Annotated in this window: 25 protein-coding genes; 18 read left to right on the top strand and 7 right to left on the bottom strand. The window is 70.7% G+C overall.

The genetic code is table 11. The annotated features are described in order from the left end of the window. Positions 1 to 7: 7 nt before the first annotated feature. Positions 8 to 403, bottom strand: a complete 396-nt coding sequence (rsfS, locus tag QSJ97_RS08420; protein ID WP_285671406.1) for a ribosome silencing factor — start codon at positions 401 to 403, stop codon at positions 8 to 10. A gap of 543 nt (positions 404 to 946) precedes the next feature. Then, complete coding sequence (locus tag QSJ97_RS08425; RefSeq protein ID WP_285671275.1) at positions 947 to 1,831, bottom strand: branched-chain amino acid aminotransferase; 885 nt, start codon at positions 1,829 to 1,831, stop codon at positions 947 to 949. A gap of 198 nt (positions 1,832 to 2,029) precedes the next feature. Here QSJ97_RS08425 and QSJ97_RS08430 point away from each other — a divergent pair, with 198 nt between their 5' ends. From QSJ97_RS08430 to QSJ97_RS08475, 10 genes are all read left to right on the top strand, one after another. After that, positions 2,030 to 2,587, top strand: coding sequence for a MarR family winged helix-turn-helix transcriptional regulator (locus QSJ97_RS08430; RefSeq protein WP_285671276.1), 558 nt, complete (start codon positions 2,030 to 2,032; stop codon positions 2,585 to 2,587). Next, on the top strand, positions 2,574 to 3,278 hold the full coding sequence (locus QSJ97_RS08435; RefSeq protein ID WP_285671277.1) for a response regulator: 705 nt from the start codon (positions 2,574 to 2,576) through the stop codon (positions 3,276 to 3,278). The genes QSJ97_RS08430 and QSJ97_RS08435 overlap by 14 nt, the downstream gene beginning before the upstream one ends. A 97-nt stretch (positions 3,279 to 3,375) precedes the next feature. Then, complete coding sequence (locus tag QSJ97_RS08440) at positions 3,376 to 4,068, top strand: VPLPA-CTERM sorting domain-containing protein (protein WP_285671279.1); 693 nt, start codon at positions 3,376 to 3,378, stop codon at positions 4,066 to 4,068. A gap of 528 nt (positions 4,069 to 4,596) precedes the next feature. Further along, a complete protein-coding gene (locus QSJ97_RS08445; protein ID WP_285671280.1) occupies positions 4,597 to 5,277 on the top strand; it encodes a VPLPA-CTERM sorting domain-containing protein in 681 nt (226 codons plus the stop codon). 181 nt (positions 5,278 to 5,458) lie between these two features. Next, positions 5,459 to 6,397 (top strand): histone deacetylase family protein, encoded by a 939-nt coding sequence (locus QSJ97_RS08450; protein WP_285671281.1) that lies wholly within the window; start codon positions 5,459 to 5,461, stop codon positions 6,395 to 6,397. Beyond that, positions 6,394 to 6,765, top strand: a complete 372-nt coding sequence (locus QSJ97_RS24970) for an exodeoxyribonuclease VII small subunit (RefSeq protein ID WP_352231063.1) — start codon at positions 6,394 to 6,396, stop codon at positions 6,763 to 6,765. Before QSJ97_RS08450 ends, QSJ97_RS24970 begins: the two co-directional genes overlap by 4 nt. Before the next feature lie 41 nt (positions 6,766 to 6,806). Further along, positions 6,807 to 8,726, top strand: coding sequence for a 1-deoxy-D-xylulose-5-phosphate synthase (dxs, locus tag QSJ97_RS08460; RefSeq protein ID WP_285671282.1), 1,920 nt, complete (start codon positions 6,807 to 6,809; stop codon positions 8,724 to 8,726). 4 nt (positions 8,727 to 8,730) lie between these two features. After that, positions 8,731 to 9,654 carry a restriction endonuclease gene (locus QSJ97_RS08465; RefSeq protein WP_285671283.1) on the top strand — a complete coding sequence of 308 codons (924 nt, stop codon included), beginning with the start codon at positions 8,731 to 8,733 and terminating at the stop codon, positions 9,652 to 9,654. Between the two features lie 28 nt (positions 9,655 to 9,682). Continuing rightward, complete coding sequence (locus QSJ97_RS08470; RefSeq protein ID WP_285671284.1) at positions 9,683 to 10,171, top strand: hypothetical protein; 489 nt, start codon at positions 9,683 to 9,685, stop codon at positions 10,169 to 10,171. Next, a complete protein-coding gene (locus QSJ97_RS08475) occupies positions 10,168 to 10,899 on the top strand; it encodes a TlyA family RNA methyltransferase (protein WP_285671286.1) in 732 nt (243 codons plus the stop codon). Before QSJ97_RS08470 ends, QSJ97_RS08475 begins: the two co-directional genes overlap by 4 nt. Before the next feature lie 17 nt (positions 10,900 to 10,916). Here QSJ97_RS08475 and QSJ97_RS08480 read toward each other — a convergent pair whose 3' ends face one another. Further along, the gene (locus QSJ97_RS08480) at positions 10,917 to 11,420 is read right to left on the bottom strand and encodes a TrmH family RNA methyltransferase (protein WP_285671287.1); all 504 of its coding nucleotides are present in this window, start codon (positions 11,418 to 11,420) and stop codon (positions 10,917 to 10,919) included. 146 nt (positions 11,421 to 11,566) lie between these two features. On the opposite strand from QSJ97_RS08480, the gene petA reads away from it, so the two are divergent. The 5 genes from petA (at position 11,567) to QSJ97_RS08505 (ending at position 16,427) form a co-directional block, all read left to right on the top strand. Then, positions 11,567 to 12,130: a ubiquinol-cytochrome c reductase iron-sulfur subunit gene (petA, locus tag QSJ97_RS08485; protein ID WP_285671288.1), complete on the top strand. Its 564-nt coding sequence runs from the start codon at positions 11,567 to 11,569 to the stop codon at positions 12,128 to 12,130. A gap of 11 nt (positions 12,131 to 12,141) precedes the next feature. Beyond that, positions 12,142 to 13,467, top strand: a complete 1,326-nt coding sequence (locus QSJ97_RS08490; RefSeq protein WP_285671289.1) for a cytochrome b — start codon at positions 12,142 to 12,144, stop codon at positions 13,465 to 13,467. Positions 13,468 to 13,493: 26 nt separating this feature from the next. Continuing rightward, complete coding sequence (locus QSJ97_RS08495) at positions 13,494 to 14,345, top strand: cytochrome c1 (RefSeq protein ID WP_285671407.1); 852 nt, start codon at positions 13,494 to 13,496, stop codon at positions 14,343 to 14,345. Positions 14,346 to 14,452: 107 nt separating this feature from the next. Then, positions 14,453 to 15,568, top strand: a complete 1,116-nt coding sequence (aroC, locus tag QSJ97_RS08500; protein WP_285671290.1) for a chorismate synthase — start codon at positions 14,453 to 14,455, stop codon at positions 15,566 to 15,568. A 151-nt stretch (positions 15,569 to 15,719) separates the two neighbouring features. Next, positions 15,720 to 16,427, top strand: coding sequence for a haloacid dehalogenase type II (locus tag QSJ97_RS08505; protein WP_285671291.1), 708 nt, complete (start codon positions 15,720 to 15,722; stop codon positions 16,425 to 16,427). Positions 16,428 to 16,453: 26 nt separating this feature from the next. Here the strand turns inward: QSJ97_RS08505 and QSJ97_RS08510 are convergent, their stop codons facing one another. Then, a complete protein-coding gene (locus tag QSJ97_RS08510; protein ID WP_285671292.1) occupies positions 16,454 to 16,837 on the bottom strand; it encodes a histidine triad nucleotide-binding protein in 384 nt (127 codons plus the stop codon). 211 nt (positions 16,838 to 17,048) lie between these two features. Here QSJ97_RS08510 and QSJ97_RS08515 point away from each other — a divergent pair, with 211 nt between their 5' ends. Beyond that, positions 17,049 to 17,930, top strand: a complete 882-nt coding sequence (locus tag QSJ97_RS08515; protein ID WP_285671294.1) for a hypothetical protein — start codon at positions 17,049 to 17,051, stop codon at positions 17,928 to 17,930. 219 nt (positions 17,931 to 18,149) lie between these two features. On the opposite strand, the gene QSJ97_RS08520 is transcribed toward QSJ97_RS08515, so the two are convergent. After that, positions 18,150 to 19,094 carry an ABC transporter ATP-binding protein gene (locus tag QSJ97_RS08520; protein WP_285671296.1) on the bottom strand — a complete coding sequence of 315 codons (945 nt, stop codon included), beginning with the start codon at positions 19,092 to 19,094 and terminating at the stop codon, positions 18,150 to 18,152. A 186-nt stretch (positions 19,095 to 19,280) separates the two neighbouring features. Between QSJ97_RS08520 and QSJ97_RS08525 the strand changes: the two genes are divergently transcribed. Both QSJ97_RS08525 and polA read left to right on the top strand, forming a co-directional pair. Then, on the top strand, positions 19,281 to 19,469 hold the full coding sequence (locus QSJ97_RS08525; protein WP_285671297.1) for a zinc-finger domain-containing protein: 189 nt from the start codon (positions 19,281 to 19,283) through the stop codon (positions 19,467 to 19,469). Beyond that, a complete protein-coding gene (gene polA / locus QSJ97_RS08530) occupies positions 19,462 to 22,356 on the top strand; it encodes a DNA polymerase I (RefSeq protein ID WP_285671298.1) in 2,895 nt (964 codons plus the stop codon). The genes QSJ97_RS08525 and polA overlap by 8 nt, the downstream gene beginning before the upstream one ends. A gap of 12 nt (positions 22,357 to 22,368) precedes the next feature. On the opposite strand, the gene QSJ97_RS08535 is transcribed toward polA, so the two are convergent. Both QSJ97_RS08535 and QSJ97_RS08540 read right to left on the bottom strand, forming a co-directional pair. Beyond that, the gene (locus QSJ97_RS08535; protein ID WP_285671299.1) at positions 22,369 to 22,767 is read right to left on the bottom strand and encodes a hypothetical protein; all 399 of its coding nucleotides are present in this window, start codon (positions 22,765 to 22,767) and stop codon (positions 22,369 to 22,371) included. Positions 22,768 to 22,772: 5 nt separating this feature from the next. Next, positions 22,773 to 24,494 (bottom strand): S8 family peptidase, encoded by a 1,722-nt coding sequence (locus QSJ97_RS08540; protein ID WP_285671300.1) that lies wholly within the window; start codon positions 24,492 to 24,494, stop codon positions 22,773 to 22,775. Positions 24,495 to 24,618: the final 124 nt, after the last annotated feature.

The following is a 24,618-nucleotide window of genomic DNA, read 5'->3' on the forward strand; positions in this document are numbered from 1 at the left end:
ACCCGGCTCAGGCCGAGCGGGCGGTCCGGTCCGCCGGGGTCATCCACATCTTCTCGAGCTGGTAGAACTCGCGCACCTCCGGGCGGAAAATGTGGACGATCACGTCGCCGGCGTCGATCAGCACCCAGTCGGCCACCTCGCGGCCTTCCGAGCGCGGCAGCACCCCGGCCTCGCGCTTGACGCGCTCCGCGAGCTTCTCGGCCAGCGCCGAGACATGGCGCGACGAGCGTCCCGAGGCGATCACCATGTGGTCGGCCTCCTGGCTCTTGCCGGCGAGCGGGATATGGACGATGTCCTCGGCGCTGTCCTCGTCGAGCGAGGCAAGCACAAGGGCCAGAAGCTGGTCCGCTTCGGCGGTTTTCGCAGCGGACCCGAAGGCGGGCGGCTGCGGATGGGCGGCAATGGCGCCCACGGAACCCTGTCCGGTGAGAATGGCGTCCTCCGATCGACCGGGTCACGTTGCCCCCATGGCAGCGCCGCCCGGCGTAGTAACAAGGTAGCCGGACCATACTACACCTGCGCGACAGGCGCTAGGGGGCGGCAACCGCCGCGCCGCCGCGCCGGAGGGCGCCGCGCCGCGGCACCCCGGTCCGCGGGTCCCGTGCCCCGCCCACCCCGGAGAGCGGGCGCCAGGCCCGGCCGGAACGCCCCCCATCCGCGCGGGCCCCGCGGACCGGCGCACGGGGTTCGGCCGGGTCGCGGGACGGCGCCCGCCGCCAGGCCCGCGGGCCCCGCGCGGATGGGGAGTGCAGCGCTGCGGCCAGGCAGGACGGTGCAGGGGTGGGCGGGGCACGGGGTCCGCGGGCCTGGCGGCGGAATGCCCGGCGATCCGGAGCCGTTCCGCACCGCCGTCGCCCGCGCCGGCCGGCCCGGGCCGATCGGCGCCGGTCCGGCGCGGCGGCCCTGCCCCCTGCGCCGCGATGCGGGACGGCGAGGGGCCTGCGCCTCAGTGGTTGCCGCGGACGGTGCGCTCGTAGTCCTGCGCGATGTCGCGGGCGAGCTGGCCCACCTCGAAGTTCCACGGCCCGATCTCGCCCACCGGGGTGACCTCCGCCGCCGTTCCGGTCAGCCAGCACTGCTCGAAGCCCTCGAGCTCGCCCGGCTCGATATGCCGCTCGACGACCTCGATGCCGCGCTTGCCGAGCAGCTCGATCACCGTCTGCCGGGTCAGCCCGTTGAGGAAGCAGTCCGGCGTCGGGGTGTGCACCTTGCCGTCCTTGACGAAGAACACGTTGGCCCCGGTCGCCTCGGCGACATAGCCGCGATAGTCCATCATCAGGCTGTCGGAGCAGCCCTTGGCCTCGGCGGCGTGCTTCGACATGGTGCAGATCATGTAGAGCCCGCTCGCCTTGGCGTGGCAGGGGATGGTCTCCGGGCTCGGCCGCTTCCACTTGGAGACGTCGAGCTTCGCGCCCTTCATCTTGGCATCGCCGTAATAGGCGCCCCATTCCCAGGTGGCGACCGCCATGCGGATCGGGTTGCGCGCCGAGGCGACGCCCATGTCCGGCCCGGCGCCGCGCCAGCAGAGCACCCGCACATAGGCATCCGAGAGGTTGTTGGCGCGCATGGTGACGGCCTTGGCCTCCTCGATCTCGTCCACCGTGTAGGGGATCGGGATGTCCATCGCCATGCCCGAGGCCAGCAGGCGCTCGGAATGCTCCACCGAGCGGAAGATCCGCCCGCCATAGGCCCGCTCGCCCTCGAACACCGAGCTGGCGTAGTGCAGGGCGTGGGTCAGCACATGTACCTTGGCATTGCGCCATTCGACGAGGTTGCCATCCATCCAGATGAAACCGTCGCGGTCGTCGTAGCCATGCCCTGCGGGTGCCATCTCCCTGGTCCTTTCCTGAACAGCCGGGGTATGCCCGGCTTCGATCGTTGCGTATCGGGGCAGAATCGCGACAGATCCGATCCTCCCCGCAGGCACAGCGGCTAACATTGCGATTGTAATCCGTCAACAAGGCTGACATAAATCGTGAGCGCGGCCCGGCTCGCAGGGGCGCCGGCGACAGGCAGGGGGATGCGGCGGATGCAGGACGGCAAGACGGCGGCGAGAGGCGCGGCACGGGCGGGCTCCGGTGCGGGCGCCAGCCGGTCGGAGAAGCTCCTCTTCCTGACCGACGAGCAGCTGCGCCAGAGCGCCGAACTCCTGTTCTTCGCCTATCGCGACTTCACCTCCGACCCGGACGAGATCCTCGCCGCCCGCGGGCTGGGGCGGGCGCATCACCGGGCGCTTCACTTCATCCGGCGGCGGCCGGGGATCACCGTGGCCGGGCTGCTGGAGATCCTCCGCGTCACCAAGCAGTCGCTCAACCGGGTGCTGCGCCAGCTCGTCGACGAGGGGCTGGTCGAGAGCACCGAGGGGCTGCAGGACCGGCGCCAGCGCAACCTCCGCCTCAGCCCCGCCGGCGAGGCGCTGGAGCGCGCGCTCTCGGAGCCGCAGCGGGCGCGGCTGCGCCGGGCCTATGCGCTGGCCGGGCCGGAGGCGGTTGCCGGCTTCCGCCAAGTGCTCGAGCAGATGCTCGACGGCGCCGGCCGCGACGGCGTGCTCTCCATGGTCGGGTCCGACGCCGATGAGCGCAGCTGACGAGCCGAGCCACATCCTCGTCGTCGACGACGACCGGCGGATCCGCGATCTGCTGGGCCGCTTCCTGCATCGCAACGGCTATCTCGTCACCGGCGCGCGCGATGCCGGCCATGCCGACCGGCTGCTCGAGAGCCTCGCCTTCGACCTGATGGTGGTCGACGTGATGATGCCCGGCGAGGACGGCGTGAGCTTCACCCGCCGGGTGCGCGAGGGTACCCGGACACCGGTGCTGCTGCTCACCGCGCGCACCGAGATCGAGCACCGCATCCTCGGGCTCGAGGCCGGCGCCGACGACTATCTCGCCAAGCCCTTCGAGCCGCGCGAGCTCTTGCTGCGGATCGCCGCGATCCTGCGCCGCGCGGTGCCGGCGCCGGTGGAGAGCTCGCGCCGGGTGCTCTCGCTCGGCGCCTCGAGCTACGACACCGGCCGCGGCCAGCTGATGCGCGGCGAGGAGCTGATCCGGCTCACCACCACCGAGCAGGCGCTGATGCGCGTGTTCTCCGCCCAGCCCAACGAGCCGGTCAGCCGGGCCCGCCTCGCCGAGGAGCTCGGCGGCGCCGGCGGCTCGGTCCAGGACCGCGCGGTGGACGTCCAGATCACCCGGCTGCGGCGCAAGATCGAGGCCGACCCGAAGGCCCCGCGCTATCTCCAGACGGTGCGCGGCGCCGGCTACATGCTGACGCCCGACTGAGCCGCGCGCACCGGCAATTTCCTCATTTCCCTTGCGTGAATCAGGAAATCGTGCAGTAATCGCCGCTAAGCGTTTCCGTTTCCCGAGGGTGTTGATCATGCTTCCGAGAGTATTCGCCATAGCGGCGATCCCCCTGCTCGCAGCACAACCTGCGAATGCATTCTTCGTCGACTTCACCGACACCGACGTCTTCCCGGCAGGTCCGAATGCCGCGGTGGTCGTGCCGAATGCGGGCGGCAGCGGGGTGACCCTGACGATCTCGGGCACGCCGCAGGAGCCGAACTTCAACGATGTCGTCAGCAACCTGGCGGCCGGGTTCTGCAATGGCACCCGCCCGGGGCTTGCGCTGGACTTCGAGTGCGAGTCCGACGGCGCGGGGATCGGCGGCTTCAACCCGGACGAGGTGGACGGCGAGGAGATGCTCACCGTCTCGTTCAGCCAGTCGGTCGAGATCACCGCGATCTACCTGCTCGACTTCTTTTTCGACGAGGACGGAAACGAGATCGCCAATGTCGACTACATGAACGGCAATGACGACACCTTCGTGCCGGAAGAGGGCTTCGCGCTCTTCGGCAACGGTTTCGCGGCCTTCACGGTGAACAACGAGATCACCTCGGTGGTGAAGTTCACTGCCGGCGATGGCAACGACAACCAGGGCGTCGGCGACTATGCGCTGGCCGGCATCGAGTTCAACCTGATCGAGCGCGAGATCCCCGTTCCCGCGGCGCTGCCGCTGCTGCTCACCGGCATCGCGGGCCTGGCACTCTATCGCCGCCGCCGCGCGGCCTGACGGTCTACCCAGCTTGCCCGGCGGCCCCCGTGGCCGCCGGTGGCCCTGCCGCCGGTGATTCTCTCGCCGCTGCGGCTTGTCCGGCTTGCGGGGCCGCAGTGCGGGCGACCCCGACACCGTGACGCGGCCGCGCCCTGTTGTCCCGGCGCAACAAGACAACCGGAGCGGGATCGCGGCCGGAACCGCCCCCGAAACGGCCGCCGCCAGCGCGATACCCTCGCAATTAGCGGCAATTCCGGCGCAATCACCGATCCGGCTCCGTCTCAGCCCCGGACAGACCGGCCGTTCGCCCCCACCATTCGGCGCCCCGATTCCGGCGATTCCGCAACATCTTGGCCCAGCTCGGGACGGAAGGTTTCGTTGACTCTACCTTTCCTGCGGGTTAACAATTGCTTCGGATGCGATGGACTTGCTCGCGGGGTGGATGCGGGCAGGTCGGCCGGGAGGAGCGAAGCGCGCACTCCCTGAGTTTGGTTGGGCCGGGCGGTTGTGGAGAACTCGCCCTCCGGTCGAAAAAAGGGGGTGGGTATGAACACTCGGCTTCTCTCGATTATTGCCGCTGCCGGTATTGCGGTTTCGACGTCTGCAAATGCCCTTTTCGTTGATCTCACGGATACGTCGCTGTTCCCGGCGGGCCCGGTTGGCGGGCCGGTCGCGACCTCTGTCGGCGGCGTGACGGTCACGGTTACCAGCAGCCCCAACACGCTGAACTTCAACGACATCATCGCCTCGCCGGGCACCTCGGCCTTCTGCACCGCCGGTGGCGGCAGCTTCGCCTGCGACTCCGACGGCGCGGGCATCGGCGGCCCGAACCCGGACGAGATCAACGGCGACGAGGTGCTGACGATCACGTTCAGCGAAGCCGTCGAGATCACCGCCTTCTACCTGCTCGACTTCTTCTTCGACGAGGACGACGAGGAGAGCGCCGAGATCAGCTACGATTCCGGCCCGTCCGACGTCGTCGATGCCACCGAGGTCTTCGTCCAGTTCGGCAATGGTTTCTTCGCGAGCACCGGCCTGAGCCGGATCACCTCGACCGTGACCTTCGTCGCCCTCGACAGCAACGATCTCCAGGGCGTGGGCGACTTCGCGGTTGCCGGTCTCGAATTCAACCTGATCGAGCGCGAGATCCCGGTTCCGGCGGCGCTGCCGCTGATGCTGACCGGCCTCGCCGGGCTGGCGCTCTATCGCCGCCGCCGCGCCGCCTGAGCGCGCGCTGCAAAGGCACGGATATCGGGCCCCGCTTCGGCGGGGCCTTTTGCGTTCCGCGGGACGTTGGCCGGAGCTTCCGGCACCGGTCCGCACCGGGGCAGAACGCCCCACCCCCGCCCGCCTCACGAGGGGCCCGCGCTGATTGCCGGGCGCCGCTTCTCTGTCTATGTTCGGCCCCATGAGCGTCCTGATCGTCACACATCCGTCGAGCCACCGTCACGTGACGCCCCCCGGGCATCCCGAGCGGGTGGCCCGCATCGAGGCGGTGCAGCACCTGCTCGCCACCCTGCCCTATGCCGACCTGCCCCGGATCACGGCGCCTGCCGCCAGCCGGAAGCAGCTCGCGCGGGCGCATGCCTCCGACTACATCGACGCCATCGAGTCCAGCGCGCCGGAAGAAGGCTTCGTCAGCCTCGACCCGGACACCCACATGTCGCCGGGCAGCCTCGAGGCGGCGCGCCATGCCGCCGGCAGCGCCGTGGCCGCCGTGGATGCGGTACTCAAGGGCAGCCACCGGGCCGCCTTCTGCGCCGTGCGCCCCTGCGGCCACCATGCCGAGTACGACCGCGCGATGGGCTTCTGCCTCTTTGACAATGTCGCGGTCGGGGCGATGCACGCGCTGGAGGTGCACGGGCTGAAGCGCGTGGCAATCGTCGATTTCGACGTGCATCACGGCAACGGCACGCAGGACATCTTCCAGTCCGAGCCGCGGGTCTTCTTCGCCTCGAGCCACCAGTATCCGCTCTATCCCGGCACCGGCGCGGCGCACGAGACCGGGGTGGGCAACATCCTCAACGCGCCGCTCTCGCCGATGTCGGGCGGCAAGGAGATGCGCAGCGCCTATGAGGGGCAGATCCTGCCGGCGGTGGACGAGTTCAAGCCGGAGCTGCTGATCGTCTCGGCCGGCTTCGACGCCCATGTCAACGACCCGCTCGCCAATCTCAACTGGATGGACGCGGATTTCGGCTGGGTCACCGCCGAGCTCTGCAAGCTGGCCGCGAAGCATTGCGACGGGCGGATCGTCTCGGCGCTCGAGGGCGGCTACGATCTCGAGGGGCTGATCGGCGGGCTGCGCGCCCATCTCGACGCGCTGATCGACCATGTGGAGGCGAGATGAGCAGCGATCCGCATTCCGCCGAGACCCTGGTCTCCGAGATGAGCTTCGAGGAGGCGCTGGCGGCGCTCGAGACCGTGGTCGGCCGGCTCGAGGACGGCAAGGTGCCGCTCGAGGCCTCCATCGCGCTCTACCAGCGCGGTGCCGAGCTGAAATCCCGCTGCGAGGCGCTCCTGCGCGATGCCGAGCTCAAGGTGAGCCGGATCGTGGCCGGCGCCGATGGCGGCCCGGCGCTGGCGCCCGAGGCCGAAGCCTCCGGGCCCGCGGCCGAGCGCCCGGCGCGCAAGCCTGCAGCCGCCAAGCCCAAGCCCAAGCCCAGGCCCGATCCGGCAGCCTCCGGCGCCGCGGACGAGGACGACATTCCCTTCTGAGCCGGCCCGAGAGGCCGCCTGCCAATCGAGGAGCCCACCCAGTGAGCGACCGCCCGCAAACCCCGCTCTTGGATCTCGTGAACGACCCCGCGGACATTCGCGGCTTCTCCGACGCCCAGCTCGAGCGGCTTGCCGACGAGCTGCGCCAGGAGACGATCTCCGCCGTCTCGGTCACCGGGGGCCATCTCGGCGCGGGGCTCGGCGTGGTGGAGCTCACCGTGGCGATCCATGCGGTCTTCGACACCCCGCGCGACAAGCTGATCTGGGATGTCAGCCACCAGTGCTACCCGCACAAGATCCTCACCGGCCGGCGCGACCGGATCCGCACCCTGCGCCAGGGCGGCGGGCTCTCGGGCTTCACCAAGCGCAGCGAGAGCGCCTACGACCCCTTCGGCGCGGCGCACAGCTCGACCTCGATCTCGGCGGCGCTCGGCTTCGCCATGGGGCGCGAGTTCGGCTGCGACACCGGCGATGCCATCGCGGTGATCGGCGACGGCGCGCTCTCTGCCGGCATGGCCTATGAGGCGCTGAACAATGCCGGCCATCTCGGCAAGCGGCTGATCGTCATCCTCAACGACAACGAGATGTCGATCGCGCCGCCGGTGGGCGCGATGTCCTCCTATCTCTCGCGGCTCTACGCGCAGAAACCGTTCCAGGACTTCAAGGCCGCCGCCAAGCAGATGCTCTCCTACATGCCGGAGGTGTTCCGCGAGGGCGCGCACCGGGCCGAGCAGCTCTTCAAGGGCGCCACCGTGGGCGGCACGCTCTTCGAGGAGCTCGGCTTCGACTATATCGGCCCGATCGACGGGCACGACATGAGCCAGCTGCTGCCGGTGCTGCGCACGGTGAAGGCCCGCGCCGACGGGCCGGTGCTGATCCATGCCATCACCCGCAAGGGCAAGGGCTACGGCCCCGCCGAGGAGGCCGCCGACAAGGGCCATGCCACGGCGAAGTTCGACGTCGTCACCGGCAAGCAGTCGAAGCCGCCGGCCAACGCGCCCTCCTACACCAAGGTGTTCGCCGAGAGCCTCGTGGCCGAATCGAACGACGATCCGCGCATCGTCGCGATCACCGCGGCGATGCCCTCGGGCACCGGGCTCGACCATTACGGCAAGATGCATCCCGACCGCTGCTTCGATGTCGGCATCGCCGAGCAGCATGCGGTGACCTTCGGCGCCGGGCTCGCGGCGGCGGGCATGAAGCCCTTCGTGGCGATCTACTCGACCTTCCTGCAGCGCGGCTACGACCAGGTCGTGCACGACGTCTCGATCCAGGGCCTGCCGGTGCGCTTCGCGCTCGACCGGGCCGGGCTCGTGGGCTCCGACGGCGCGACCCATGCCGGCAGCTTCGACATCGCCTATCTCGGCTGCCTGCCGGGCATGGTGATCATGGCCGCGGCCGACGAGGCGGAGCTCCGCCACATGGTGCGCACCGCGGTGGAGTATGACGAGGGCCCGATCGCCTTCCGCTTCGCCCGCGGCGAGGGGGTCGGCGTGGAGATGCCGGAGCGCGGCGAAGCGCTCGAGATCGGCAGGGGCCGCGTGGTGCGCGAGGGCACGAAGATCGCCCTCCTGTCCCTCGGCACCCGGCTCGGCGAATGCCTGAAGGCGGCGGAGGAACTCGAGGCCATGGGGCTCTCGACCACCGTCGCCGATGCCCGCTTCGCCAAGCCGCTCGACCGCGACCTGGTGCTGCGGCTCGCCCGCGAGCACGAGGCGCTGGTCACGGTGGAGGAAGGCTCGGTCGGCGGCTTCGGCTCCTTCGTGCTGCAGCTGCTGGCCACCGAGGGCGCGCTCGACCAGGGCTGCCGGATCCGCCCGATGGTGCTGCCGGACGTCTATATCGACCAGGACAAGCCGGCGGCGATGTACGACCGGGCCGGGCTCAACGCCCCCCACATCGTCGCCCAGGCCCTCGCCGCCCTCGGCCAGTCCACCGGTGACGCCGCCGCCAGGGCGTGAGGCCATGTCGGACGGGTTTCCGACGATCAACGATGCAAATCTCCCGGTGCTGCGGGAGATCGCCGAAGGCCGGCGCAACTCGCGCGAGGCCATGCCGGGGGTGGTGCGGCATTTCGGGCTCGGCCCCGAGGCACTCGACACCGCGCCCGGCGAGGGCGCCAAGCCGCGCATCATGCGCCGCATCGCCTGGTGCCTCGTCAGCCTGAGCCAGGCGGGGCTGATCGAGAAGCGCACTGCCGGGCACTACGAGATCACCGAAAGCGGGCGGAGCGTGCTCGCGGCACCTCCCCCACTGCTCGACCATCAGTACCTGCTGCGGTTTCCCGGATACGCCTCGGCGAACGGACCGGGCAATTCCGCCAACGCCTCCGAGGTCGCTCTGCAACGGGACACGCAGCACGACCGCGCGCCCGACGAGATCATCCGAGACGCTGCCCGGATGATCGAGCGTGCCCTGGAGCGGGATATCGTCGAGCGCCTGCACAATGGCACCCCAGCCTTTTTCGAGAAGGCCGTGGTCGAGCTCCTGCTCGCCATGGGCTACGGGCGCGGGAGGGACGGGGCGGGCCGTGTGCTCGGCCGTTCCGGCGATGGCGGCATCGACGGGCTGATCGACGAGGACGCGCTGGGGCTCGACCGGGTCTACATGCAGGCCAAGCGCTATGCCGCGGAGAACACCATCGGCCGGCCGGCGATCCAGCAGTTCGTCGGCTCGCTGACCGGCGAGGGGGCGAGCAAGGGGGTCTTCGTCACCACCTCAGGCTTCTCGCGGGAGGCGCGGGACTATGCCGAGCGCGTGCAGCAACGGGTGATCCTGATCGACGGGGCGCGCCTTGCCCGCCTGATGATCGCCTATGGCGTCGGGGTGCGGCCGACCGAGACGATCACGCTTTCCGAGATCGACGAGAACTTCTTCGCGGAGGACTGAGGCGCCGCGCCGTGCTATGCGACAGGCCATGACCGGGGGGGAGTCGCAGATCCATCGGCGCTGGCGCCGGCTGACCGCGGCGGAGCGGCGGGCGCATCCGCTGAACCGCCTGCGCGGCGGGCTGCTCGCCGTGGCGGGCTGGATCGGCGCGCAGTGCCTGCTGGCGGCGGCGATTCTCGCCGTGCTCGTCACCGATGACGGGGCCGATCCCGGCGGCGTCGCGCTGCCCTTCGGCTGGCTCTACTGGGGCGTGGTGCTCACCGGCCCGCCGCTGGCGCTGGCGCTGCTGCTGCGGCGCCACCCGGCGATGCCGCGGGTCTATGCCGGCTACATCGCCGCGGTGATCCTGCTCGAGATCGCCGAGGAGCTGCGCGAGCCGGCGCTGCTCACCGAGGCAGGGACCGACTGGGAGGTGCTGGGGCCATTGCTCGCCGCCACCGCTGTCGATCTCGTGGTGGTGCGGTATCTGCTCCTCGGCACCCGACCCAACATCGTCTTCCGCGGGCGGCAGCCATGAGCGCCGAGCGGCTCGACCGGGTGCTGGTGGCCCGCGGGCTGGCGCCGAGCCGGGCGCGGGCGCAGGCGCTGATCGCGGCGGGGGCGGTGCGGCTCGGCGGGCGCGTGGCCACGAAACCCGCCGCCATGGTCGCCCCGGATGCGCCGATCGAACTCGGCGAGGACCCCTGCCCCTGGGTCTCCCGCGCCGGGCTGAAGCTCGACCATGCGCTCGACGCCTTCGCCCTGGTGCCGGCGGGCATGGCGCTCGATCTCGGCGCCTCCACCGGGGGCTTCACCGAGGTGCTGCTGGCGCGCGGGGCGGCGCATGTCCATGCCGTGGATGTCGGCCACGGGCAGCTCAGCCCGAAGCTCGCCGGCGACCCGCGGGTGACGCTGCACGAGGGGGTCAACGCGCGGGCGCTCGGCGCTGCGGGCCTGCCGCCGGTGGACTGGATCACGGCGGATCTCTCCTTCATCTCGCTGACGCTGGCGCTGCCGCCGGCGCTGGAGCTCGCGCGGGCGGGGGCGCATCTCGCGGCGCTGGTCAAGCCGCAGTTCGAGGCCGGGCGGGCGGCGATCGGCAAGGGCGGGGTGGTGCGCGACGCGGCCGTGCATGCCGAGGTCTGCGCGCGGATCCGGGGGTTCCTGGAGGACCGCGGCTGGGCCGTGCTCGGCCTCACCGAAAGCCCGATCCGCGGCGGCGACGGCAACACCGAGTTCCTGATCGCCGCGCGGCGGGCGCCATGAGCGTCGCCCGCGCACGGTCACGCCCGGAGCTGGCGCTGTGCCTCCGCGAGCGCGATCGCCCCGGCCACCGCGATGTTGAGCGAACGCGCCTGCGGGTGCAGCGGGATGCGCAGCCCGAGATCCGCCGCGGCCAGCGCCGCCGCCGGCAGGCCGGCGCTCTCGCTGCCCAGCAGCAGGAGGTCGCCGGGGGCGAAGCGCGCCTCCCAGAGGCTCGCCTGGCCATGTGCGGTGAGCGCCACCAGCCGCGCCGCGCCGCGCGCCGCGAGGAAGGCCGCCCAGCTGGCATGGCGATGGATCGCGGCGAGCCCGGCATAGTCCATCGCGCTGCGGCGCCAGGCCTTCGGCGAGAAGGCGAAGCCGCAGGGCTCGACGACATGCACCGGCGCGCGGAGGCAGGCCGCGGTGCGCAGGATCGCCCCGAGATTGCCGGCCTGGTCCGGCATCACGGCCACCAGCCCGACCGGCGATGGCGCGGCGAGCACGGGCGTTGCCGAAGGGGCTTGATCGGCGGCGCGGGACATGCTCAAGCCTCCGCTGCGGCGCTCTGTCCCGTCGACCCGCTGGACACGAAACTACTATTCCCCGAGCATACGCGCTCTGTGATCTTGTCCCGAGCTCTGGCCGGCCCCGAGGGCGTCAGGCGCCCGCCAAAGGAGGAGAGAACCCGATGTCTCATGCGGAGACCGACAGCGACCACACCCGGCGAGACTTTCTCTACGTGGCGACCGCGGCGGCCGGAGCCGTCACCGTGGGTGCCATGGTCTGGCCGCTGATCGATCAGATGAACCCCTCGGCCGACGTGCTCGCGCTGGCAAGCATCGAGGTGGATGTCGGCAGCATCGAGCCCGGCACCGAGATCAAGGTGATGTGGCGCGGCAAGCCGGTCTTCATCCGGCGCCGCACCGAGGAGGAGATCGAGGCGGCGCGCGCCGTCGCGCTCTCGGACCTGCCCGACCAGAACGCGGAGAACGCGAACAAGCCGGGCGCCGACGCCGCGGACCAGAACCGCACGCTGGACGCTGCCGGCGAGTGGCTGGTGATGGTCGGTGTCTGCACGCATCTCGGCTGTGTTCCCCTCGGCGACGGCTCGGGCGAGTTCAACGGCTGGTTCTGCCCCTGCCACGGGTCGCATTATGATATCGCCGGCCGCATCCGCAAAGGTCCGGCACCGCGCAACCTCGAGGTGCCCCAGGCTGCGTTCCTGGACGACACCACGATCCGGCTCGGCTGAAGGAGAGCGACATGTCCGGCATTCCACAGGATCATTACGAGCCGAAATCCGGCTTCGAGAAATGGGTCCATTCGCGCCTGCCCGTCATCGCGCTGGCGGCCGACTTCCTCAAGTTCCCGACCCCGAAGAACCTCAACTGGATGTGGATCTGGGGCGTCGTGCTCACCGTCTTCCTGATGGTGCAGATCGTCACCGGCATCACCCTGGTGATGCACTACATCCCCTCGACGGACGCCGCCTTCGCCTCGGTCGAGCACATCATGCGCGACGTGAACGGCGGCTGGCTGCTGCGCTACATGCATGCGAACGGCGCCAGCTTCTTCTTCATCGCGGTCTATGCGCATATCTTCCGGGGGCTGTACTACGGCTCCTACAAGGAGCCGCGCGAGATCACCTGGATCATCGGCATCCTGATCTACCTCGCGATGATGGCGACCGCCTTCATGGGCTATGTGCTGCCCTGGGGGCAGATGTCGTTCTGGGGCGCCACCGTGATCACCAACCTGTTCTCGGCGGTCCCGCTGATCGGCGATGACATCGTGGTCTGGCTCTGGGGCGGCTTCTCGGTCGACGAGCCGACGCTGACCCGCTTCTTCTCGCTGCACTACCTGCTGCCCTTCGTGATCCTCGGGCTCACGGTGGTGCATATCTGGGCCTTCCACACCACCGGCAACAACAACCCCACCGGCGTGCCGGTGCGGACCAACGACGTCGCCACGGTGAAGAAGGACACGGTGCCCTTCCACCCCTTCTACACGATCAAGGACATCTACGCGCTGGCGCTGTTCCTGATCCTCTTCGTGGTCTTCGTGTTCTTCATGCCCAACTACATGGGCCACCCGGACAACTACATCGAGGCCAACCCGCTGGTGACCCCGGCGCATATCGTGCCGGAATGGTACTTCCTACCGTTCTACGCGATCCTGCGCGCGATCACCGAGGATGTCTGGCTGATGCAGATCATGCCCTTCACCGCGAAGCTGGGCGGCGTGATCGCGATGTTCGGCTCGATCCTGGTGATGGCGCTGGCGCCCTGGCTCGACACCTCCCGCGTGCGCTCGGGCCGCTACCGCCCGCAGTTCAAGTGGTGGTTCTGGCTGCTGGTGGTCGACTTCCTGCTGCTGATGTGGTGCGGGAGCCAGGCGCCGACCGACACGATCGCCTCGATCTCGCTCCTCGGCACCGCCTACTGGTTCGGCTACTTCCTGGTGATCCTGCCGGTGCTCGGCATCACCGAGAAGCCGCTGCCCCAGCCCAAGACCATCGAGGAGGCCTTCGAGGCCGAGCATCCGAAACCCGAGGCCGGCGGCAAGGCGGCCGCCACCCCGGCCGAATGACCCGCGAGGAAAGGAGACATCCCATGATGATCAAGCGAATCCTCGCCCCGCTCGCGGTGGTCGCGGCCACCGGCCTCGCCGGCCAGGCGCTGGCGGCCGGCGAAGGCGGGCATGTGACGGATGTGGACTTCAGCTTCGAGGGGCCGTTCGGCACCTACGACTCGATGCAGCTGCAGCGTGGCTTCCAGGTGTTCCACCAGGTCTGCGCGAGCTGCCACGGGCTGAAATACCTCGCCTTCCGCTCGCTGGGCGATTCCACCGGCCCGGCCTTCCCGGACGACCAGGTGAAGGCGATCGCCGCGTTGTACGAGGTGGCCGATACCGGCCCCGAGGCGCTGCCGGGCGACACCCGCCCCGGCCTGCCCTCCGACAAGTTCCCGGCGAACACCGCGGCCGGCGCGCCGGATCTGAGCCTGATGGCGAAGGCCCGCGCCGGCTTCCACGGCCCCTATGGCCTCGGCATCAACCAGTTCCTCAAGGGCACCGGCGGCGCCGAGTACATCTACTCGCTGCTCACCGGCTATACCGGCGAGGAGCACGAGGCCGCGGGCAGCATCCTCTACGGCAACGAGGTGTTCCCGGGCGGCAAGATCTCCATGGCGCAGCCGCTCTGGGGCGACGACGTGGAGTATACCGTGCATGGCGGCGGCGACCATGAGGGCGAGGAGGGCTATCACGGCGCCGACTACACGCCCCCCGAGGCCACCATCGAGCAGGAGGCCAAGGACGTCGCGGCCTTCCTGATGTGGGTCGCCGAGCCGAAGCTGACCGAGCGCAAGGAAGCCGGCCTGCGCAACCTGATCTGGCTGGTGATCCTCTCGGTGCTGCTCTACTTCACCAACAAGAAGGTCTGGGCCTCGGTGAAGGGCGACCACTGATCCCACCGCGACCACGTCTTTACGAGCCCCGCCCCTCACCGGGCGGGGTTTCGCATTTCCGGCCCGCGGTGTAGGCGAAGGCGCAGCGTTCCAGCAGGGAGACGGCGATGTCCCACAACAGCTTCGGCCACATGTTCCGCGTCACCACCTGGGGGGAGAGCCACGGGCCGGCGCTCGGCTGCACGGTGGACGGCGCGCCCTCGGGCCTGCCGCTGGCGGAGGCGGAGCTGCAGCACTGGCTCGACCGGCGCAGGCCCGGCACCAGCCGCTACACCACCCAGCGCCGCGAGCCGGACCGGGTGGAGATCCTCTCCGGCGTCTTCGAGGGGGTGACCACCGGCACGCCGATCCAGCTGATGATCCGCAACACCGACCAGCGCTCGAAGGATTATTCCGAGATCGCGCAGAAGTTCCGCCCGGGTCACGCCGACTACACCTACTGGATGAAATACGGCATCCGCGACTACCGCGGCGGCGGGCGCTCCTCGGCGCGGGAGACCGCAGCGCGGGTGGCTGCAGGCGGCGTCGCGCGCAAGGTGATCGAGGCACTGGCGCCGGGCTGCACGGTGACCGGCGCGATGGTGCAGATGGGCCCCCACGGCATCGACCGCACCGCCTGGGACTGGGACGAGATCGAGCGCAACCCGTTCTGGACGCCGGACCCGAAGGCGGCGACGGACTGGGCCGGCTATCTCGACGGGCTGCGCAAGGCGGGCAGCTCCGTCGGCGCGGTGGTCGAGGTGGTGGGTCGCGGCGTGCCCGCCGGGCTCGGCGCGCCGGTCTACGGCAAGCTCGACGGCGATCTGGCGGCGGCGATGATGTCGATCAACGCGGTGAAGGGCGTCGAGATCGGCGACGGCTTCGCCGCCGCGGCGCTCACCGGCGAGGAGAATGCCGACGAGATCTTCATGGGCAATGACGGGCCGCGCTTCGGCGCCAACCATGCCGGCGGCGTGCTCGGCGGGATTTCCTCGGGGCAGGACGTGGTGGTGCGCTTCGCGGTGAAGCCGACCTCCTCGATCCTGACGCCGCGGCGCACGGTGGACCTGGAGGGCCGCGAGACCGAGATCGTCACCAAGGGGCGCCACGACCCCTGCGTCGGCATCCGCGCGGTGCCGGTGGGCGAGGCGATGATGGCCTGCGTGCTGGCCGACCACCTGCTGCGCCACCGGGGCCAGCAGGGGGCGAACCGCGGCAGCATCGGCAAGGGCGGCGAGCCCTGACCTTGCGGCGGCCCGCCCTCCGGGCGCGCCATGCCATTGCCTCGGCAAATCCTCCGGATTTGCCGAGCCGCGCGGAACCGCCGTCGCGACGCCCTTGCACCGGCTGACGGAGCGGTGGCAGATGATCCGGCGTGCAGGATGGGAGGCAGGCATGACGATCGAGGCCGCGATCTTCGACGTGTTCGGCACTGTGGTGGACTGGCGCCGCGGGGTGGCGGAGGCAGTGGCACCGGCCTTCGCGGCCAGGGGGATCGCGCTGGCGCCGGAGCGCTTTGCCGATGCATGGCGGGCGGAATACCAGCCGGGCATGGCGCCGATCCGCGCCGGAACCCGCGGCTACACCCCCCTCGATGTGCTGCACCGGGAGAATCTCGACCGGGCGCTCGTAGCCTGCGGCCTCGGGGAGATCTTCGACGGGCCGGAGCGCGACGCGCTCAACACCGCCTGGGAGAAACTGCCGCCCTGGCCCGATTCGGTGCCCGGCATCGCGGCGATGCGGCGGCGGCTGCTGGTTGCCCCCTGCTCCAACGGCTCGATCGCGCTGATGGCCCGGCTCGCCCGCTTTGGCGGGCTGGAATGGGATGCGATCCTCGGCGCCGAGATCGCGCAGACCTACAAGCCGGAGCCCGAGGTCTATCTCCGCGCGGCGGCGGCGCTGCGGCTGCCGCCCGGGCAGGTGGTGATGGTTGCCGCCCACAACGACGACCTCGCGGCGGCACGCGCCGCCGGGCTCGCCACCGCCTTCGTGCCGCGACCGGCGGAACACGGGCCGGGACAGCGCAGCGACCTGGCGCCGGAGGCCGACTGGGACTTCGTCGCGCCGGAGATGACGGCGCTCGCGGAGCGGCTCGCCGGCTGACCGCCGCCCCGCGCCGCACGCGCGGCTCAGCCGGTGCGTGCCAGCATCCGCCCGAGACCGCGCCCGCCGAGCATATGGACATGGTAGTGCGGCACCTCCTGCACCCCGTTGACGCCGGAATTGGCGATCAGCCGGTAACCCTCGCCCCCGGCCGATTCGGCGACACCGGTTTCGGCCGCCACACGCGCGATGGTCCGCTGGAAATCCGCGAGCTCCCCGGCGCTGGCCTCGGCGCCGAAATGATCGGCGTTCACATAGGGGCCCTTCGGGATCACCAGCACATGCACCGGCGCTTGCGGCGCGATGTCGTGGAAGGCGAGGCAATGCTCGGTCTCCAGCACCGTTCGGTTCGGGATCTCGCCGCGAAGGATCTTTGCGAAGATGTTCTGGTCGTCATAGGCGTAGCTCATCGGGCCCCTCCGGTCGGTGGCTTGGGCGCCGACTCTGGCCCGCGACCTGGGAGGCGGCAAGCCCCCAGATCGCCGCTGGAGATCCCCGGGCGGCCCGGCCCGTCGCGGCGCCGGTGCCGGAGGCCCGCGCCCAGATTTGCAAAGCGCCGCCCGGGAGGCTAGGCAGGCACGCGCCCGCGCCGCTGCGGGGCCAGTCCGAGCGAGGCGAGACGTGAGCCGAGAGGTCGTCCATTTCCTGCTGCACGTGCCGAAATGCGCGGGTACAACGGTGGAGCACCACTTCGAGCGGCATCTCGGCAAGGGTTTCCTGATCGCCCCGCGCTGGGAGAACCCCTGGCGAAACGTGGTCGGCAACCGCTACGACTATGCGCCGGGCGACGCGCGGCTGTCCGGGGTGCGCGCGGTGTCCGGGCACTCGCTGAGCACCTCGCTCAGGGCGGCGTTTCCCGGGGCGCAGATCCGCGAGAGCGTGCTGCTGCGCGACCCGGTCGGCTACCATCTCTCGCTCTACAACTATCGCTGGACCTGGCACCGCAAGGGCCACGGGCCGCAGCCACCGGACTTCGCGCGCTGGTACCGGGCGCAGCGGCGCGATCCGATCGCGCGATTCCTGCTGACGCGGTATTTCGAGCAGGGGGTACCGGCGCTCTACCGGCTCTCCTCGGCCGGACGGCTGGCCTATCTCGAGGCGCGGCTCGCCGGGTTCTGGTTCGTGGGCGACTATCGCCGGGCCGGCGAGCTGGTCGCCGCGGCGAGCCGGGATCTCGGCATCCCGGAGACGGTGGAGAATCGCAACGTCACCGAGCGGAAGGAAGTGACGGCGGACAGCCTCGGGGCGGACTGGGTGGCACGGATCGCTGCGGACAACCCGGTGGACGCGGCATTGCATGCCCGCTGGAAGGATCGCGGCTGGGCGACGGCGGCCGCGCCGGAGGAAGACGCCTCCGGCAGGGCATCGAGCCCCACCGAAGCCGCGCGCGCCGCCGATGGCGCCGCGCGGGCACCGGCGGCACCGGCGCTCCCGGGCCACGATCAGCTGCGCCATCTTCTGGGGGACATGACGAGCGGAATAACCAAGAAGCTGATCCGCTGAAGCATGCGGCACCTCCACGCGGCGGTGGCGCAACGTTGGTAAAGCATTCCGCATCCGCGCCTTGCCAATCACACACCGTGCATGGCTATGCGCAAGCGGTGGCAATCTGCGCCGGCTGCCACGGGTGACGAGGGATCGAACCGCGCCGCGGGCGGATCGGTGCCGCCGGCGGGACGCGGGACGCGGCGCCCGGTCGCAGCGGCACCGACGCCGGGCGTCTCAGCCCTCCGCCGGCGTCTTGCTGGTGAGGGCGAGGAAGACATCCTCGAGATCGGGCTCCTCGGTCGAGATGTCGGTGCAGGCGAGGCCCGCCGCCTGCACGCGGGAGACGAGATCCGGCGCCTGCCAGCGGCTCCGGGAATAGGTGATCCGCAAGGTCCGCGGGTCGCGCAGCTCGACCTGCAGCCCGTCCCCGAGCTGCGGCACCTCGGTCGCCGCCTGCTCGAGGCGCAGCACCAGCGTCTTGGCGTCGAGCCGGCCGAGCAGCGCCGCCGTGTCGTCGCAGGCCACCACCTCGCCGTGATTGATGATGGCGATGCGGTCGCACATCTCCTGCGCCTCCTCGAGATAGTGCGTGGTCAGGATCACCGTCGTCCCGGCCGCGTTGAGCTCGCGGACATAGGACCAGAGCATCTGGCGGAGCTCGATGTCCACGCCCGCCGTCGGCTCGTCGAGCACCAGGACCGCCGGGTTGTGCACCAGCGCCTTGGCCACCAGCAGCCGCCGCCGCATGCCGCCCGAGAGGGTGCGCGAATAGGCCCGCGCCTTGTCCTCGAGCCCGACGCGGCGGAGGATCTCCATCGAGCGGCGCTCCGCCTTCGGCACGGCATAGAGCCCGGCCTGCACCTCGAGCGCGTCATAGGCGCAGAAGAACGGATCGACGTTCAGCTCCTGCGGCACCACGCCGATCGCGGCGCGCGACTGCCGCGGGTTGACGTCCTGGTCGAAGCCCCAGATCCGCACGCTGCCGGCGGTCTTGGTCACGAGGCCGGCGAGGATGTTGATGAAGGTCGACTTGCCGGCGCCGTTCGGCCCGAGCAGCCCGAAGATCGAGCCCGCCGGCACGTCGAGATCGATCCCCTTCAGCGCACGGTTCGGCGCGTTGCCGCCGCTGCCGGCATAGGTCTTCTCGAGGCCGCGGACCTCGATGGCATTCTCCGGCATCCGGGCCTCCTGTGCTGGCGCAGTCGCGGGCATCTCGGGTGGCAGGAATAGCACCGCCGGCGGCGGGAGCAACCGGGGGCGGCGCGATGCATGGCTTGCGGGCCGGTGCCGCATGGCTATGATCCGCCGGACGGGGCAAGCTCGCGCCGCATCCTGCAGCCTCCGAACACCCTGAGAGACAACGCCATGAACATCGACGCGCCCGAGACGATCAAGGTGAGCCAGACCCGCGTGAGCTGCGACGGCGGCGGCGGGGCGCTGGGGCATCCGAAGGTGTGGTACACCATCGGCCCCGAGGGCTTCATCGAATGCGGCTATTGCGACCGCAGGTTCGTGCTCGAGAGCGGCCCGGCGGACAAGCCCGCGGATGGCTGAGGCCCGCGCGCCGCGGCCGCTCGGCAAGGGCGACCTGCTCTACCTGGTCGACGGCTCGGGCTTCATCTTCCGCGCCTATTTCCAGGCGGCGAACCGCGACGCGAAGTACAACTTCCGCTCGGACGGCACGCCGACCGGCGCGGTCAACATGTTCTGCGCCATGCTGCATTCGGAGATGGGGCTGGCCTCCTCGCGGGGGCCGACCCATTTCGCGGTGATCTTCGATCATTCCTCCGAGAGCTTCCGCAACGCGCTCTATCCCGCGTACAAGGCCAACCGCACCGAGCCGCCGGAGGATCTGCGGCCGCAATTCGCGCTGATCCGCGAGGCGACGCGGGCCTTCGGCCTGCCCTGCATCGAGATGCAGGGCTACGAGGCGGACGACCTGATCGCCACCTATGCGACGCAGGCGGCAGCGGCCGGCGCGGCGGTGACGATCCTCTCCTCCGACAAGGACCTGATGCAGCTGGTGAGCCCGGCGGTGCATCTGCGCGACCCGATGAAGAAGGTGGATATCGGGCCCGAGGAGGTCGCGGCGAAATTCGGCGTCGCCCCGGAAAGGGTCGTCGACGTGCAGGCGCTGGCGGGCGATTCCGTGGACAACATCCCCGGCGCGCCGGGCATCGGGGTGAAGACCGCGGCTCAGCTGATCGGGGAATACGGCGATCTCGACACGCTGCTCGCCCGTGCCGGGGAGATCAGGCAGCCGAAACGCCGGCAGACGCTGATCGAGAAGGCCGACCAGATCCGGCTCTCGCGCGAGCTGGTGACGCTGAAGCGCGACGTGCCGGTGGAGACCGGGCTCGAGGCGATGTCGCTGGAGAAGCCGGACCCGGAGGCGCTGCTGGGCTTCCTCGCGGAGATGGAGTTCCGCACGCTGACGAGCAGGATTGCCGAGACGCTGGGCGCCGAGCCCCCGGCGGTGGTGCCGCGGGCCGAGGCCGCGGGGGGAAGCGGCGCCGCGGGGGCATCGAGCCCCCCCGGCGCCGGTCACGCCGCCCTCGGCGGCGCTCCGGGCGCCCGGATCGACCTGCCGGACCTCGAGGCGGCCGTGCACGAGGTGGTGCGCGATCCGGGCACGCTGGAGGCCTGGATCGCCGAGGCGCGGGAGGCCGGGCGGCTCTGCATCGATCTCGAGACCACCTCGCTCGACGAGATGGTGGCGGAGATTGTCGGCATCGCGCTGTCGGTGGTGCCGGGGCGCGCCGCCTATGTGCCGGTCGGCCACACCACCGGCGAGGGCGACCTGCTCGGCGCATCGGAGCGGGTCGAGGGCCAGCTGGCGCTGGAGGACGCGCTCGCGCGGCTCGGGCCGCTGCTGGCCGACCCGTCGATCCTCAAGATCGGGCAGAACCTCAAATACGACATGAAGGTGCTCGCCCGCCACGGGCTCGCGGTGGCGCCGATCGACGACACCATGCTGATCTCCTATGCGCTCGATTCGGGCCGCGGCGGGCATGGCATGGACGAGCTCTCGGAGCGGCATCTCGGGCACAAGCCGATCCCGATCAAGGAGCTGATCGGCTCCGGCAAGTCGGCGATCACCTTCGACCGGGTGGAGATCGACAAGGCCGCCGGCTATGCCGCGGAGGATGCCGAGGTCACGCTGCGGCTCTGGCACGTGCTGCGCCCGCGGCTGGCGGCGGAGCGGGTCTCGACCGTCTATCACACGCTGGAGCGGCCGCTGGTGCCGGTGCTCGCGGAGATGGAGCGCGCCGGCATCCGCATCGACCGCGACGAGCTGGCGCGGCAGTCCACCCGCTTCGCGCAGAAGATGGCGGAATACGAGGACGAGATCCACAAGCTCGCCGGGCGGAGCTTCAACGTGGGCAGCCCGAAGCAGCTCGGCGAGATCCTGTTCGACGAGCAGGGCCTGCCGGGCGGCAAGAAGGGCAAGGCCGGGGCATGGGGCACGGGTGCGGACGTGCTGGAGAGCCTCGCCGCGCAGGGCCACGAACTGCCGGCGCGGGTGCTCGACTGGCGCCAGCTCTCCAAGCTGCGCTCGACCTATACCGATGCGCTGCCGACCCATGTCAATGCCGAGACCGGCCGGGTGCACACCTCGTTCTCGCTCGCGGCGACCTCCACCGGGCGGCTCGCCTCGACCGATCCGAACCTGCAGAACATCCCCGTGCGCACCGAGGAGGGCCGTGGCATCCGGCGCGCCTTCGTCGCCGAGCCGGGAAACCTGATCCTCAGCCTCGACTACAGCCAGATCGAGCTCCGCATCCTCGCCCATGTCGCCGGGATCGACGCGCTGAAGGCAGCCTTCCGCGAGGGCCAGGACATCCACGCGATGACCGCCTCGGAGGTCTTCGGCGTGCCGGTGGAGGGGATGGACCCGATGGTCCGCCGCCAGGCCAAGGCGATCAATTTCGGCGTGATCTACGGCATCTCCGCCTTCGGGCTGGCCAACAACCTGCGCATCCCGCAGGGCGAGGCGAAAGCCTTCATCGATGCCTATTTCGAGCGCTTCCCCGGCATCCGGGACTATATGGAGGCGACCAAGGCGACGGCCCGAGAGAACGGATATGTCGAGACCCTGTTCGGCCGGCGCATCCACACGCCCGGCATCGCGCAGAAGGGGCCCGGCCGGGGCTTTGCCGAGCGCGCCGCGATCAATGCGCCGATCCAGGGCAGCGCCGCCGACGTGATCCGGCGGGCGATGATCCGCATTCCCGAAGCGCTGGCGGCGGCGAAGCTCTCGGGCCGGATGCTGCTGCAGGTGCATGACGAGCTGCTCTTCGAGGTGCCGGAGGCCGAGGCCGCGGACACCGTCGCCGTCGTGCGCCGGGTGATGGAGGAGGCGGCCGAGCCCGCGGTCAAGCTCGACGTGCCGCTGGTGGTGGATGCCGGCCAGGGGGCGAGCTGGGCCGAGGCGCACTGAGCGCCCCGGCGGTCACTCGGAGGCGGCCGGGTCCGGCGCACCCTCGACATGCTCGATGGTGAAGTTCGGCTCGGCGCGGACCACCCCCTTGGTATGGGAGAGCAGATCGAGCACCGCGGCGGGGTCGAATTCCGTGGCCAGGCGCAGCTCGAAGACGCGGGCCTGCGACCGCGCCCGGGATAGGTCGGGCTTCAGGATCGCCCAGGCCCGCGCGAGGCCCTCGATCGAGGTGCCCCGTTCGATCATCACCACATAGCTCTGTGCGATCGGTGCATCGCGCGGCACCGGGTCGGCCACCCCCTCGAGCAAGGCCTCGGGGGTGGGCAGGCCCTGCGCCCCAGGCCCTGCCCCCGCGGCCAGCGCTGGGAGCGCCGCCGCGAGAGCCATGAGCGCGCGCCGGGTCGGGGCCATCGCGCTCACTCGGCCCCGAGGAGCTCGTTGACATTGATCGAGCCCTTCACCGACTCCGCCTCGGCGGGGGCCGGCTGCGGCGCCGGGGCCGGCGTGGCGGCGGCGGTGGCCGGGGCCTGCCCGGCGCCGGGCAGGGTGTAGCTCGCCCCGGCGGTCGTGCCGGTGCCCTCGCCGTCGCAGCCCGGCAGGCGGCGCGGCGCGCCCTCGCTGCAGAGCGCGGCGAAGAGGTTGATCTCGCCGCCCGCCACGGTGCGCTCGCCGAGGCTGCCGGAGCGGTCCACCGTCGCCATCAGCCGCGCCTTGATCTCCGCCGGCGTCATCTCCGGGAAGGCGGCGCGCAGGATCGCCACCGCGCCGGAGACCGCAGGCGTCGCCATCGAGGTGCCGCTGAAGGTGGCATAATCGGCCGCGAAGCCCTGCCCCTCGAGCCGCGGAATGGTGCTGAGAATCGCCTTGCCGGGCGCCGCCAGATGCACCTTCTGCGGGCCCCAGTTGGAGCCGATCGGCATCTGCCCGGGGTTGAGCACGGAGACCTCGGCGCCGCTGGTGTCGATGCCGCCATCGGCGGTGTAGCGCAGGCCCGAGACAACATGGGTGTAGTCGATCCCCTCGCGCCAGGCGCGCACGAAGCGCGGGTCGCCGCCCTCCGGGTCCTCGGTGGCGGCCACCGTGATCTGGCCGCCGAGGTTCCAGGCCGCCGGATACATCGGCGCGATGGCCCGGCGCACCGGGGTCAGCTGGCCGTTCTGCATGCGCGCGAGCACCGCCATCACCGGCTGGTCGCCGTCGATGTCGAGCCCGTCATTGCCGGCCGCCACGACGACCACGATCCCGGCATCTGTCGCCGCCTGCAGGAGGTCGCGCTGTACCTGCGAGCGGCGCGGGCCGCCGAGGCTCATGGAGATCACGTCGGCGCCCATCAGGGTCGCATAGTCGATCGCCGCGGTGATCGAGCCGTTGGCGGCATAGCGGCAGCCGCCCTCGTCGAGCACCTCGGAAAGCTTGAGCGCCATGATCTGCACCTTCGGCGCGGCACCGACCACGCCGATGCCGTTGCCGCCCACCGCGCCGACCGTGCCGGCCACATGGGTGCCGTGGGCGCTGTCGCCGCCGCCGGCCCAGCAGGCCGCGTCGGGCCGCGGATCGCCGTCGTTCTCGCCGAAGTCGAAGCCGTTGACGTCGTCGACGAAACCGTTGCCGTCGTCATCCACGCCATTGCCGGGGATCTCGCCGGCGTTCACCCAGAGATTGCCCGCGAGGTCCTCGTGATCGGTCTGCACGCCGTCGTCGATCACCGCGACGACCACCGGCTGGGCATCGTCGAGCACGCCCCAGGCCTCGGCGAGCTCGATCGCCTCGATCATCCAGAGCTGGTCGGCCATCGGGTCGTTGGGCACGCCCATGCGCGTGATCTCGAAGTTCGGCTCGACCCGGCGCACGCCGGGCAGCGCGGAGAGCCGGGAGATCGCGGCGTCCATTCCCATCGATTCGAAACCGGGCTGGCGGATCACCGCCACCGAGCTGCGGCGGCTGTGGCTGACCACCTGGCCACCGAGGCTCTCGAGCCCGTCGGTGGCGATGCTTTCGAGATTGCTGTCGAGCTGGACGACGAATTCGCCGGGGATCGTCGGGGCGAGCTCGGCGACGATCCGGTCCACGAGCTGCGCCGAGGCCGGCGCTGCTGCGAGCGTCGCGACGAGCACGAGGGATGCGCGGGCAGGGAACATGGGGGTTGCCTCTCCTCTGGGGAAATCGGACGATACGTTTATAGCGCAATATCCGCGACAAATCCGGTTTGGAACGTCGCGTCACGCGCGCCCCCGCCCCCGGAGGCCCGTCCGAAGTCTCCCG

The organism is Paralimibaculum aggregatum (assembly GCF_030270585.1).
Classification (GTDB): domain Bacteria; phylum Pseudomonadota; class Alphaproteobacteria; order Rhodobacterales; family Rhodobacteraceae; genus Thermohalobaculum; species Thermohalobaculum aggregatum.

What these genes read in the sequence shown, in the direction of transcription:
- QSJ97_RS08425 (WP_285671275.1), bottom strand. Translation starts at nt 1,831, where the DNA reads ATGGCACCCGCAGGGCATGGCTACGACGACCGCGACGGTTTCATCTGG.
- QSJ97_RS08430 (WP_285671276.1), top strand. Translation starts at nt 2,030, where the DNA reads ATGCAGGACGGCAAGACGGCGGCGAGAGGCGCGGCACGGGCGGGCTCC.
- QSJ97_RS08435 (WP_285671277.1), top strand. Translation starts at nt 2,574, where the DNA reads ATGAGCGCAGCTGACGAGCCGAGCCACATCCTCGTCGTCGACGACGAC.
- QSJ97_RS08440 (WP_285671279.1), top strand. Translation starts at nt 3,376, where the DNA reads ATGCTTCCGAGAGTATTCGCCATAGCGGCGATCCCCCTGCTCGCAGCA.
- QSJ97_RS08445 (WP_285671280.1), top strand. Translation starts at nt 4,597, where the DNA reads ATGAACACTCGGCTTCTCTCGATTATTGCCGCTGCCGGTATTGCGGTT.
- QSJ97_RS08450 (WP_285671281.1), top strand. Translation starts at nt 5,459, where the DNA reads ATGAGCGTCCTGATCGTCACACATCCGTCGAGCCACCGTCACGTGACG.
- QSJ97_RS24970 (WP_352231063.1), top strand. Translation starts at nt 6,394, where the DNA reads ATGAGCAGCGATCCGCATTCCGCCGAGACCCTGGTCTCCGAGATGAGC.
- QSJ97_RS08465 (WP_285671283.1), top strand. Translation starts at nt 8,731, where the DNA reads ATGTCGGACGGGTTTCCGACGATCAACGATGCAAATCTCCCGGTGCTG.
- QSJ97_RS08470 (WP_285671284.1), top strand. Translation starts at nt 9,683, where the DNA reads ATGACCGGGGGGGAGTCGCAGATCCATCGGCGCTGGCGCCGGCTGACC.
- QSJ97_RS08475 (WP_285671286.1), top strand. Translation starts at nt 10,168, where the DNA reads ATGAGCGCCGAGCGGCTCGACCGGGTGCTGGTGGCCCGCGGGCTGGCG.
- QSJ97_RS08480 (WP_285671287.1), bottom strand. Translation starts at nt 11,420, where the DNA reads ATGTCCCGCGCCGCCGATCAAGCCCCTTCGGCAACGCCCGTGCTCGCC.
- petA (WP_285671288.1), top strand. Translation starts at nt 11,567, where the DNA reads ATGTCTCATGCGGAGACCGACAGCGACCACACCCGGCGAGACTTTCTC.
- QSJ97_RS08490 (WP_285671289.1), top strand. Translation starts at nt 12,142, where the DNA reads ATGTCCGGCATTCCACAGGATCATTACGAGCCGAAATCCGGCTTCGAG.
- QSJ97_RS08495 (WP_285671407.1), top strand. Translation starts at nt 13,494, where the DNA reads ATGATCAAGCGAATCCTCGCCCCGCTCGCGGTGGTCGCGGCCACCGGC.
- aroC (WP_285671290.1), top strand. Translation starts at nt 14,453, where the DNA reads ATGTCCCACAACAGCTTCGGCCACATGTTCCGCGTCACCACCTGGGGG.
- QSJ97_RS08505 (WP_285671291.1), top strand. Translation starts at nt 15,720, where the DNA reads ATGACGATCGAGGCCGCGATCTTCGACGTGTTCGGCACTGTGGTGGAC.
- QSJ97_RS08510 (WP_285671292.1), bottom strand. Translation starts at nt 16,837, where the DNA reads ATGAGCTACGCCTATGACGACCAGAACATCTTCGCAAAGATCCTTCGC.
- QSJ97_RS08520 (WP_285671296.1), bottom strand. Translation starts at nt 19,094, where the DNA reads ATGCCGGAGAATGCCATCGAGGTCCGCGGCCTCGAGAAGACCTATGCC.
- QSJ97_RS08525 (WP_285671297.1), top strand. Translation starts at nt 19,281, where the DNA reads ATGAACATCGACGCGCCCGAGACGATCAAGGTGAGCCAGACCCGCGTG.
- polA (WP_285671298.1), top strand. Translation starts at nt 19,462, where the DNA reads ATGGCTGAGGCCCGCGCGCCGCGGCCGCTCGGCAAGGGCGACCTGCTC.
- QSJ97_RS08535 (WP_285671299.1), bottom strand. Translation starts at nt 22,767, where the DNA reads ATGGCCCCGACCCGGCGCGCGCTCATGGCTCTCGCGGCGGCGCTCCCA.
- QSJ97_RS08540 (WP_285671300.1), bottom strand. Translation starts at nt 24,494, where the DNA reads ATGTTCCCTGCCCGCGCATCCCTCGTGCTCGTCGCGACGCTCGCAGCA.